The 12,448-nt window shown below is 34.4% G+C and carries 7 protein-coding genes; 6 read left to right on the top strand and 1 reads right to left on the bottom strand.

The window, feature by feature from the left end; genetic code table 11:
• Window positions 1-29 precede the first annotated feature (29 nt).
• Window positions 30-668, top strand: coding sequence for a hypothetical protein (locus UABHE_RS25200; RefSeq protein WP_372366074.1), 639 nt, complete (start codon window positions 30-32; stop codon window positions 666-668).
• A 178-nt stretch (window positions 669-846) separates the two neighbouring features.
• Here UABHE_RS25200 and UABHE_RS25195 read toward each other — a convergent pair whose 3' ends face one another.
• Window positions 847-1,662, bottom strand: coding sequence for a tetratricopeptide repeat protein (locus UABHE_RS25195; protein ID WP_372366073.1), 816 nt, complete (start codon window positions 1,660-1,662; stop codon window positions 847-849).
• 626 nt (window positions 1,663-2,288) lie between these two features.
• Here UABHE_RS25195 and UABHE_RS25190 point away from each other — a divergent pair.
• The 5 genes from UABHE_RS25190 to UABHE_RS25170 are packed head-to-tail and all read left to right on the top strand — an operon-like array spanning window position 2,289 to window position 12,439.
• Window positions 2,289-6,308 (top strand): tetratricopeptide repeat protein, encoded by a 4,020-nt coding sequence (locus UABHE_RS25190; protein ID WP_372366072.1) that lies wholly within the window; start codon window positions 2,289-2,291, stop codon window positions 6,306-6,308.
• A gap of 1 nt (window position 6,309) precedes the next feature.
• On the top strand, window positions 6,310-8,931 hold the full coding sequence (locus UABHE_RS25185) for a chemotaxis protein CheW (RefSeq protein WP_372366071.1): 2,622 nt from the start codon (window positions 6,310-6,312) through the stop codon (window positions 8,929-8,931).
• 1 nt (window position 8,932) lies between these two features.
• A complete protein-coding gene (locus tag UABHE_RS25180) occupies window positions 8,933-10,288 on the top strand; it encodes a methyl-accepting chemotaxis protein (protein WP_372366070.1) in 1,356 nt (451 codons plus the stop codon).
• A 4-nt stretch (window positions 10,289-10,292) separates the two neighbouring features.
• Window positions 10,293-10,757 carry a chemotaxis protein CheW gene (locus UABHE_RS25175; protein WP_372366069.1) on the top strand — a complete coding sequence of 155 codons (465 nt, stop codon included), beginning with the start codon at window positions 10,293-10,295 and terminating at the stop codon, window positions 10,755-10,757.
• An 8-nt stretch (window positions 10,758-10,765) separates the two neighbouring features.
• Window positions 10,766-12,439: a methyl-accepting chemotaxis protein gene (locus tag UABHE_RS25170; RefSeq protein ID WP_372366068.1), complete on the top strand. Its 1,674-nt coding sequence runs from the start codon at window positions 10,766-10,768 to the stop codon at window positions 12,437-12,439.
• Window positions 12,440-12,448: the final 9 nt, after the last annotated feature.

The raw sequence follows: 12,448 nt of genomic DNA, 5'->3' as shown, positions 1-12,448 counted from the left end.
TCTCATCTAAAACGTGAACAGGAGAATAAATGAAACTTTTTTTTCTATCTTTACTGTGTTCTACTTTTTTTATCGGATGTACTGCTAGCTATGACACTTTAGAAATGGATAATCTGAAGCAGCCAGCTAGTCAAGATATAAATAGTGCCGATAAAAACGGTTTACGTATAGCAGCAACAAAACTAAGCGGTAAAAAAAATGAACAATACTTAGGAATGGATCTAGCTAGTAAAGGATACACTAGTATATTATTGAATGCTGAAAATACCGCAGATAGCCCATTTAAAATAACAAATCAAAATATTGCAATTGTTACTGAAAAAGGTGATAAGTTAAATCCTGTACCTATTTCTGAAGTGATTGAAAATGTAAAATTTTCCCACAGCAGAGCAATTCCATTTTGGATCATTATTATACCTGGGGTTTTTATTGCGCCAGGTATTCACGAAAGCGTGAGTATTTCAAACGAACTTCTTGAAATTGATTATGATAAGAAACATTTTAAAGGTGTTTTGCTAGGGCCACAAGAACAAAATCGCGGTTTTGTTTTCATTAAAAATAATTCAGATTCTCTAAGCCACTTGCTACTAAATGTTCAACAGCAAGGAAAAACAGACAAAGAAATGACGCAAAATTTCACTATGCGTGTTAAAATTTCCAAAGAATAAAAAATGTAGAAAGAAATAACCTCTTTTATTTTGTATCCAAAATGGATAGATTATTTCTTTCTACTCGCAAAATAGAACTGTAGCACTCAATTTATTAAGTCGGTTAGTTGAAGAAAACTTAAATATTTCAAAGTCTTGCTACTCTTTAGAATAACTCAATAAAATCTAAATGTATACTCTAATTAAGCGGTTCTAAAGGTTCCCCATCAAAAGTACATAACTGTGAGTCTTTTTCTCCTAAACGACCACAAACAGGACAAACCATAAGTATTTCTTCTGGCTGCGCTTCTTCTACAGGTACTTCTACTGAAGTTGATTGTTCTGGTGTAGGTGCAACTGCTACAACAGGTGGTTGTTGTCCACTTAGCCACTCTTGCGCTTGAGGCCCTAATTTGCCTCCTTGGCGAATGTATTTTTCATATAACTTCTTCGCACGAGAATTGTATTTGTTATAACGATAAATTTCTGCTAACTCAAGCATTGCCTTCGTGTTGCCATTTTCAGCACTTTTTTGATATAAAGTTAATGCTTCTTTATTTACACCTTGGTTAGATTTTTGCATACTGCGAGCTAAAAAATAGCTAATTTGTGCATCTTGCGGCGAATTTTTATGACATTTCTGAAGATATGGAATTGCATCTTTGTAGAACTCCATGTGAAATTTCGTCTTTCCCATTTTACAAACCGCTATAGTATCACTACTATTTGTTTCTAAGTACTTTCCTAAGTAATACTGTGCTTTTTCATAGTTCTGTAAATAGAAGTTACTATCCCCTAGAGCAAGGTGTTCTGTAGAACTAAGATTATCTTTCGCTGCGAGCTCTTTTGTTACTTGAATAAAAAGTTGTTTGGCTTTTTGTTCATCGCCAGCAGCCCAAGTTTGTTTTGCTGTTTCGTAGGCGTTGTTGCTACTACTATTTTGCGAAGAAGAATTTTTTTGAGTAGAACCACAAGCAACAGTAAAAAAAACTACTATTAGTAAAATTTTATTCATGTCATTCCTTTTTTAGTGACTCACTAAACTTAGCATTTATAACCAATCAAACACTAATGTTTTGCTGATTTAAGTTTTTATATTGTAGTGAAATAGCTACCAGTCATCAATGAGAAAATCATTACTCTCTCTATTTTAGAGAGTTTAGTTATACAGAAATAATATAATGTGCTGTGAATTTTATTCACGGTTAAGTATTTCGAACACACATAATTTATTTCTACAAGAGAGAGAACGACACTGGCGGATAAAAGATCAAGTAGTAGAGTATCGCATTTATTTCTATATGCCTTAGACCAAAGAGCGTTACTCTCTAACCAAAAGTACTTGCCTTTTTTAAAGATAGCTATTAAAATGAAAATTTTATATGAACATGTCTACATTTTTGTTTAACTTACACTTAAAAATGCGGCAGTATTTTCAGCTGCTACTGTAAGTGAGTAAGTGACCTAACAAAAGTAGTTACCCAACTCTATACGCAAGTTTTTTAACGAAAATAAGTTAGAAAAGAGACAAACTTAAGAGATGCGGTGAAAATACTTTTGAATATCACTTAGAAAGAGTTGATGACTATTTTTACTCACAAAAGGAGATACGAGGTAAGTCAATTTGATTTTTGCATTTGAGTGGCAAATCAGTTTTGGCTTAGACCACTTGGTTGTTGGTATCCTCGTCACAAGGTGATGAATAAAAACTATATTCTTGATAACTATCCTTTTCCAATAGCTTCTATGTACAAGTCGTTTGTAGGACAAAAAGAAGCCAAAGATCGACTTAGAACGCTATTGCAGACAAATGAATATTTGTTGCGTTATATCAACTTAGTACTCCTTTCTGTATATCGCGAAAAAAAACGGCTGGGTTGTTTCAAACACCATGATCCTTTCTCACGGCAATTTCTCTATGAAAGTAATACTCTTCAGACATTTAAACTCTTACTAAGTCAAGATATTTCTCATCCCGTTTTTAGCGACATAAAGTCGTGGATAATCAAGTTACAACAAAGCCATGTTTATCTAAGAGAAATTAAAGATTTAAAATACGAAGATCGAACAACAAACTCTTTGGATTGTTTATGGGAAATAGGTCAGTTCATCATACCGATTTTAGACATTCTTAACGAAGATGAAATTTCATCTTACCTTGACTTATGTGAAAAGGCACTTGATGTTATTTTTAAAAGTATGGATGATTTACTCGGCCAGTACCTGCTAATTGCAGTGGAAGAAGAAACCCCTTCTAGTTATCTTATTTGTTATTTCCAAGGAACAAGTAGCAAATTTCCACAATACGAACTAAACACCACGACAAAATTAAAACAACACCATGTATACATCTATAATAAGAAAAAAAATATATTCTTATCTCTTCATCCCTTTGTTGTATACCAAGACTGTTATTATTGTATTCGCGAAGAGTCTTTTACCAACAAAGAGCTGTTTCTTTTTCAATTCGCCTCTAGTAAGCGATTGTACTATTCTGGCTATAAACACGAAGTCGCTATCAGAGAGCATTATGAAGATTATCAGGCACTTTGGCAAGAATATCAGTTGTGTTTCTCTAAACCATTAGACGTAAAAAATATTTGGGAGTTTTCTTTCCAAAAAATAGAGGACCGCGCAAGAGATCTAAGAGAGTGTGGTTTATACAATCAATATTTTCCTCGGCGAAATTGCGAATCTGTTTTAGAAAGTTTCGTGGACAAAAGTAATCTTTATCCAATGTTTTGTTTGAGCGGAGAGTTTGGGGCCGGGAAAAGTACTTTGCTTCTAGAAAGAGCTAGGAAATGGTCTTCACAAGGTGATGTTGTTGTTTTTGTAGATGCTATTTGCCCAAATATTGAAACATTTCTCGATTACTACTTTTCTTATAATGATTTTATAAATAAATTTCAAGAAACACCGCAACGACTCATTTTAATTTTCGACGAAATAAGCAATAATCCTGAACCTGAAAAATTAGTAAATGCGATAACTAATTTTACTCATAAATACCAAAAAAATGTCAAGGTGATTTTATCTGTTTCCAGCATTTTTTACTTATATTTGAAAAAATATTTAAAGTTGAGTATGTTCATGCCAATAGAGGGAAAATGCCCTTTAGTTGAATCGAGATTACATCACTATCAACTAAGTTTGCCATCTTTTTTTGTAGGTAAAGCGTTGTATAGCGCTGTTACAAATCGTAAGCTTGGTCCAGTAACCCCATATGACTCTTTTTCCCAAGATTTGCGAGCGATGATATTGAACCCATCGCTTGCTTTTATTTTCATCCAAGCACTTAAAAATCGCGAAGTCCCTTATAATCTTGGCATACGAGATATTATGGAAGGCTTCGTTATGAACGAGATTAGCATAAATAAAAAATACCGCGATTTAATTGATAAATATACAGAAGTGTTGGTGAGATCAGCACGTATGAATATTACTTTAGATGAGGTTGTTGAGTCTGATAATGATGATTTTGTGCAAAGTATGATAAATCTTTCTTCTACAGCGGCAGTTCCAATACTAAGAAAAAAAGGAATTGTAGAATGGGTATCAACATATGAAAGACAAGGTGAAGTAACTGGTCTAGATATTCCTATATCTTTAGTAAAATACTACCTATTTTATCGCTGCTTTGCTTTATCCGGACAACACGGCGATGATCTCCTAATCTCATACCTACAAAAATTGGAAAAAGGGAACTTTCCCTTGGTTGGCGTTGTTTATTTTGCATTAACGCGTTTAGCTGATAAACAATATTTTGATCGTTTGGCACTAGTCATAAAAAAAGCAGGAAATTACAATGCTTTTGCGCGTGGAATTACTTCACAAATACTTCTTTTTAAAGTTAGGTCTTGTAATTATCTTGTAGGAAAAGGTAATGCTATTGATGAATTTGTGGGAGCATTACTTCAGGCAGAGAATGAAAGTTGTTTAGTCGCAGTTGCAGATGTAGCTACTTATTTATATAGTACGCGTCATTATTTTGCTGCTGCTGTTATGTTTGAAAAACTTTCTGAAACTATAAAAACAATTATCCAAGAATACGATGAAGTTTCGGTTTTAATTCTTGCAGCAAGAAGTTATCAAAAATGTGGGAATATAAAGCGTGCAACCAAACTATACAAAAAAAGTTACAAAATTGTTAAGAAAGTCCAAGGCACAAATCTAGAACTAGAAATATCTTTGTTACTAGCACAAGCCCATCGCGAAATGAATGACTACGAAAAGGCAGCTTTGTTTTTAGAAAAAATTAAACCTCTGCATAAAAAAATTAAAAACACATACCTCGAAGCTTCTTTGTATAGCGAATTTGGTTATCTCGAAGAGAAAAAAGGCAACTATCCAAAAGCAATAGAGTATTTTCAGTTACAAGAAAAAACATATGAAAATTTAAATAATGAAAATAAAGTAGGGTATGCCCTAGAAAATGTAGCTCGCATTTATTACTTACAAAAAGAAAAGGATAAATCTCTCGACCTTCTAGATGAAGCACTGCAAATATTTTCTGATACTGGGGACCAGTATAAAATAGGTAATGTAAAATACACTACTGCAAAAATATACCAACAAAATTACGATTACGAAAAAGCCGTAATTAATTACTTACAGGCTCTAAATGTATACGAAGTGTTAGACGATAGAGTTGCATTAGTCGATTTATATATGAATTTAAGTGAAGTTTACGAAAAATTAGATAAAACAGATGACAGCAAGCTGTACATTGAAAAATCGATGTTTATTCTTCGTGAGCTCGGCGACGAGAAAAAGCTGGCAAAATGTTTTTTCAAATCAGGTAAGCAAGATTTTAAAGTAAAGCAGTATAAATCAGCTTTAGATAAATATTTTCGCTCACTAGAAATCTACAAGCGCAACGAAGACCAGGAAGGTTTGGCAGATATTCACAACGAGTTAGGTGTTTTGTACTATACGCAAAAAAAATATGATAAAGCGAATAAACACTACAACGATAGCCTTAAGATTTATCAATCGATTAAAAATACAAAAGGTATCGCGGAAGTATATAATAATATGGTAGTGGTTATGGCTCACACTAATAAACTCAAAAAAGCATTAGAAACACTAATGGAATGCCGTAAGTTATATCAAAAGATCAAAGACTATAAAGGAATTGCAACTACAAAAGGAACAGAAGCACTTATTTATAAATTGGAAGGAGACAAAGCAAAAGCTTTGGCTTGTTATATAAGCTGTTCTGAGATGCTAGAGAAAATAGGAGAGAATCGCCTACTCGGTAATGTTTACAATAGCATTGGTCTTCTTTATAAAGAAAAAGCCGATTTCGAAAACGCACTAAACTTTTTTGAAAAAAGCGCTAAAATTCAAAATGTTATTAGTGATTATGTTGGTCTTTCTGCTTCCTATAACAACATAGGTCTAATTCATGATGCAAAAAACAATTACGAATTAGCACTAAAGTACTACAATATGGATCTTGATATTTCTAAAAAGTTAAATGACAAACGCGGAATCGCGACTTCTTACAACAACATCGCTATTTTGCATTACAATCACAAAAACTATGCCCGCTCACTATGGTATTTAGAAAAATCGATACAACTTTACGAAAAGCTACACGATGCAACGATGGTAAAAAAAGTAAAAGAACGCATTCAATATGTGAAAGAAAAATTGTAATATGGACGAAGAAGATATCAAGGAAATCATAGACGATTTTATTATTGAAGCAACAGAATCGATAGAGCAAATAGATCAAGATCTCGTTGCTTTAGAAGCTGATCCTGAAAACAACGAATGTTTAAAAAGAATTTTTCGTAACCTACATACAATAAAGGGAACCGCTAATTTCTTAGAACAAAAGCCCAACTTTGCAAAAATGGCAAAAGTATCCCATGTGGCTGAAGATGTTTTAGGTGTGTTACTTGAAGGAAAAGTACGAGTCTCTTCTGAGATTATGGATTATATTTTGCAAGCCGTAGATATCCTCAAAATTTTATTTCTTAATGAAAAGCAAGGAAAAATAAGTGACTTCGATATCGAAGTCACTTGTAATCACCTACAAAGCACGCTATCTTCGGAACCTCCACAACAAGAAAGTGAACAATTTGTAGAACAAGATACAGGTTTAGATGAAGAAGATGTCCAAGAAATCATTGATGATTTTACTGTCGAATCTACAGACTTATTACTAAAAATAGACCAAGATCTTGTGACACTTGAAATAGAACCACAAAACAGCGAATATATTGAACGTATTTTTCGACACTTACATACGATAAAAGGCACTGCCAATTTTCTTAAAGGTAAGAAAAATTTTTTCAAAATGGGAAAAATTGCGCATGCTGCTGAAGATGTGATGGATGCTCTCCGTAATAATAAACTTATGATGACAGCCGAAATTATGGATTCGATATTGCGTAGCGTTGACAGCATAAAGACTCTTTTCTCAAATCCAAGTATTGATTTAGACGAGGATCTTATTGAGAAGCAATTGCGACAATTTTTACTGCGAACGAGGACTCTACAAAAACCCAAAATATCAGCCCAACAAACGCAACGAATACAAGAAGTATTGTTGAATTCTATAGACAACAATATGAACGAAACACAAAGAAGACCAAGTGCTTTACCTCAGGATACAAATATTCGCGTAGACACAAAGAGATTAGATCACCTTATGAATTTAGTTGGTGAACTTGTTCTTGGTCGTAATCAACTATTACAAGCTATGCACCACTTAGAGGATGTTGTTGGTGATGACTTTCATTATAAAAAGTCAAAGTCTTTAACAAGTAAATCAGAACAACTTCAACAAAGTAAGCAGATGCTAAATTCTGCATCCGATTTTTTGAATTTTGTGACTTCTGAATTACAAATGGCTGTTTTAAAAACGCGTATGCAACCCATCGGAAAAATTTTTAATCGTTTTAATCGTACAGTACGTGATTTAGCACGCGAACTTAATAAAAAAGTAAATTTAGTTATAGATGGGGCTGATACAGAACTTGACAAATCAGTGATTGAAGAAATTGGTGACCCTCTTATCCACTTGTTACGTAATGCTGTTGACCATGGTATAGAAACAATAGATGAAAGACAAAAAAAAGGCAAGCCTGTCACCGGAGTAATCCGCCTTTCTGCCTACCACGAAGGAAATCAAATTATTATAAGAATTTCCGACGATGGAAAGGGAATAGATCCTGAAAAAGTAAAAGCCAAAGCTCTTGGCATGGGAATTGTTTCGCTTGCGGATATTGAACATGTTCCTCCTGAAAACTTAGTTAATTTAGTTTTTACTCCAGGCTTTTCTACAGCGGGAGAAGTAACGAGTATTTCAGGCCGCGGTATTGGAATGGATGTTGTAAAAAGCAATATAGAAAAATTAAATGGTTTTATTGAGATTTCTTCGGAAATAAACAAAGGTTCGGTGTTTACAATACGTCTTCCATTGACTCTTGCAATTGTCCAAGCTTTAAAAATTAACGTCAGCAATGAGATTTTTGCTGTTCCTTTAAGTTCTGTTGTAGAAACAATTCGTACTTACGCCCACAAAATTGAAACAGTCTCTGGCCAAGAAGTGATTAGGTTTCGCAAAAATATCATTCCTCTTATTCGTTTAAGTTCATTGTTTTCTTTGCCTAAAAGTCAAGAGCAAAGTGATAAAGTGTACGTCATCATCACTCGCGTCGCCGACCAAAGTATCGGACTTGTTGTCGATAAAATATTAGGGCAACAGGAGATTGTTGTAAAATCACTGGGAAATATTTTAGATAATATTCCTGGGATTTCGGGAGCATGTTTGGCAGGAGATGGTCGCGTTATCTTGATACTAGATTTAGCAGGAGTAGTGCGTTTACTTCCCAAAAAAGTTAATTTGGGGGCTGTAAAACATGAAGTTAGACAAAAAGATGAAGAAACTTCTAAAGAGCGACGTTATACTATTCTTGTTGTGGAAGACTCAAAAAACGAACGAAAGCGAATTTGCAAAGCTTTGCACAGTGCCAGTTTTCGAGTTGTTGAAGCTCAAGATGGTCGAGAAGCTTTAGGACAATTAGAGAACTATTACATAGATTTAGTTCTAACTGATTTAGAAATGCCAGATATAGACGGTTATGAGTTTGCAAGAAAAATAAAAAAAGATCCCCAATACAAAAACATACCTGTTATAGTAATTTCTAGTCATCGCGAGATTATAAATCGCATTAAAGGTATGGAAGTTGGAATAGATAATTATTTTACCAAACCGTGTAACGATAAAAAATTAATAGAGGCCATACAAAGATTACTGATAGGGAATTGATATGAGGATATCCATTCAAGCAAAGGCAATTTTAATTAGTGTTGTGTCAGCAATGATCACAGCGATCACTTTGCAATTGAGCAAAGACGTTTCGAGTTATTATATTTTAGGGTTTGCGTGGATATTTTCCATTTTTACCGCTGTTTTTTTAGGGTATTTGTTAGGGTGGCATATTGAAAATCGCATTCAAATGCTCAGTAAACGAACAAAAGAGAAGACTTTTCAACGTTACAATTCAATAAATACAATTTTCTTTACCGAAGATAGCATTAGCGATTTAATGGAGAGCATTGACTCTTTTTACGAAGAAACGTTTAATTCTTTACACAACCTCCAGAAAAATTTACGAGAAATTGTTCGCCTTGTCCAACATGTGGTGTTGCGTATTGAAAAGGTTGGTAAGAGTACAAAAAGTCAGGGAGATGTTATGCGAAAACTACTGACGAAATCTATGGAGATAGATAATAGTATTGATCGCCTATCAACGAGAGCCACAAATCTTTCTGAATCGACTTTAAAAACTTGCCAAGTAGTAAAGAGTCTTGACGATATGATAAACATTGAATCGACAACAATGGAAAATGTAAGCAAAATTTCTCAAGAGGCAGTAGATGTAGCACAAGAAGGAAATTCAGTTATTCGCGAAATGCAAGAAGGAATGGATCGCATATCTTCTAATGTAAAAGGTGCCTCGGAAAAGCTAGAAAATTTAGGACAAAGTTCCGACGAAATAGGCGAAATTATTAGTGTAATCGATGATATTGCTGACCAGACAAATTTGCTTGCGTTAAATGCTGCAATTGAGGCAGCGCGTGCAGGAGAACAAGGACGTGGTTTTGCAGTGGTTGCAGAGGCAGTGCGTAATCTTGCAGAAAAAACCCAAAAAGCAACTAAAGAAATTGTGATTATGATCAAAGGTCTTCAAGTTGAGGCGACAAGTGCTGTGTCGTCAATGCAAGGAGGAAAGAAAGAAGTCGAAGGAGGCGTAGTCATGGCTGAAAAAGGTGGACGCTCATTACGCCGTATTGCCTCTTCTATTGATCAATTTAACGAGTTGATTCAAAAATTAAAGGAAAGTTACAGCAATCAAGTTAATTTGAATCAAAGAATCAATTCGAATATTGAAGAAATATCAAAAATATCGAAAGAATTTTCTACTACGGTAGAACATCAAAAATCCCATAGTAACGTTGCGAAAAAAGATATTGATGATATGGATCGAATTGTTGTGGACAATTTACAAGTGATTAGTGAAATCAAAAGAGATTCTGAAGAAATATTGTCCCAAGTATCTACTTTACAAGGTTATCTACGTTTTTTTTCTAACGGAGAAGCACTAGAATCTAGTAAGGTTTGATGATATGTCCAATCAAAGTGCAGATACAAATCACGAAGAAGATCATACCCAGGTTGTTACTTTCCAAATAGGTAAGGAAATGTTTGCATTTGACATTTTCGAAATAAAAGAGATCATTCGTGTTCCTGACATTACAATAGTTCCTAAAAGCCCGTATTTTATTGAAGGTGTTATTAATTTGCGCGGTACTGTCATTCCGATTGTAGATTTACGCAAAAGGTTTAAATTAGCCTCTCTTGAAAATAAAGATCGCACAAGAGTTATTGTAATTGAGTTTGAAGCATCTCTGGTAGGATTTTTAGTAGATATGGTTTTAGGAATTCGTAAAATTGATAAACATGTTGTGCAAAAGCCCTCTACTATAACAAATACAATTGATAGCGAATGCACTAAGGGCGTAGCCCGAACAGAAGACTCAATTATTATGTTGTTGGATATTGACAAAATTTTGCATGACGAAATAGAATGAGGGTAAATATGCGCTGGGAACTTTTTCGACATCGCCTAGGTGTGAAAGTCTTCGTTATTTTTCTAACCTTCTTGGCGATTCTTTGTGTTATAAGTGTTACTGTGCTTGTTATGAGTTTACATTCTATTCATAATGACCACTACCAAGAAAAAGTCAAAGAATTATGCCGCAGTATTTCAGCAAAAATACCAGCTGACTGCCTAACAGGAAAAACATCTTTCAACAGCTTAGAAAAAAAGTGGCAAGGTTTTTTACATCCTCTTCTTGGTAAAGAATATGGTATCGATTTATTAGTGGAAGATGAAAAAAATAAATGGAAATCCCTTGGAGGGTGGGGGAATTTGAGCATTACCAATTTGCCTTTATCTATTTCTGATAGAATAGAACGCGATACCACAGAAATTTTTTCCATAAATGGAAAAAAAGTCATCGTTTCCACAGTAAGTTTTCGCGATGCTGTAGTGGTAATAGTTGGTAATAAAGTACAGGTTACTTTAGAGAAGATGATTCCACACATTGTTTTTCTAGTACTTTGCTTGTGTTCTGTTGGTAGTCTTTTTGTCTATGTATTTTCTGTTCTTATTTTTAATGGCATTTGGCCAAAAATTGCAAAGTTCAAAAAGGACGTACTCGAAGAAGTAGATTTTGCTAGGCGAGTGCTTGTTGAAAACCAAAGTCTAACAGAAAATTTAAAGAATCGTATAGAAGAACGTAAAATCAATTTACAATCTTCTGTAAGTGAAACGTTGCGAATGAATGAACATTTCGGTTCAGACTTAACGGAAATTTTTCAACAATTACAAATGGTTTACGTGGCGCTTGACAAACAAAATGAAAAAGTAAAAACAATGACCGCTTCCCTCACAAATATCTCGACAGCAATTAAGAACGTATCTTCAAGTGCTGATAAAACAGTGGGAACTTCTCGGAAATCGGAAACAAATGCTAAAAAAGGTGGTGAAGTTGTTCAGCAGCTTATTCTACATATGAATAAAATCACAAAAACTGTTTCTAACTCAGCAGAAGTGATGAAAGAACTTGCAAAACGCTCTCATCAAATAGGAGACATCATCAATGTCATTGATGACATTGCAGATCAAACAGAACTACTTGCTTTGAATGCTGCAATTCAAGCAGCGCGTGCTGGAGAACAAGGACGAGGATTTGCCGTTGTTGCAGATCAAATTAGAACGCTCGCTGAAAAAACCACTCATGCAACTAAAGAAATTGCCGAAACTTTGTCAGCCATACAAGAAGAATCAACAGCTGCAGTAAAAGCAATGGATAACAGCAAAAAAGAAATTGACCAAGGTACTGCTTTTGCCGTAAGGGCAGGAGTCAATTTACAGTTAATTGTTGCTGGCGCGAAAAGAGTAACTGGAATGATATCAGGAATTGCAAATTCCGCCGAAACACAATCAGAAGCTACTATCTCCATTTCTGATCTTGCAACTGAAATTTCAGAGCGCTATATGGAAACCCATACGGAATTACAAACCGCTCTTTCACATTCAGAAGAACTCAAAGGTTATATGAGTACACTTACTGAGCTCGTTGATAAATTCCTGACTATTTGTTCTGATAACAAGTTGGAAAATGAAATTATTTCTTTTAGCGAAATATCGCATAAGCAGTTAGATAATCGCAATGATCGTTTGCAAAAAGTTCAGCAAGTAGAGTAGGCATGTTAA

The organism is Candidatus Uabimicrobium helgolandensis (assembly GCF_041508025.1).
Taxonomy (GTDB): Bacteria; Planctomycetota; Uabimicrobiia; order Uabimicrobiales; family Uabimicrobiaceae; genus Uabimicrobium; species Uabimicrobium helgolandensis.
The sequence above is the reverse complement of the archived record's forward strand: the minus strand, read 5'-3'. Positions and strand labels throughout refer to the sequence as shown.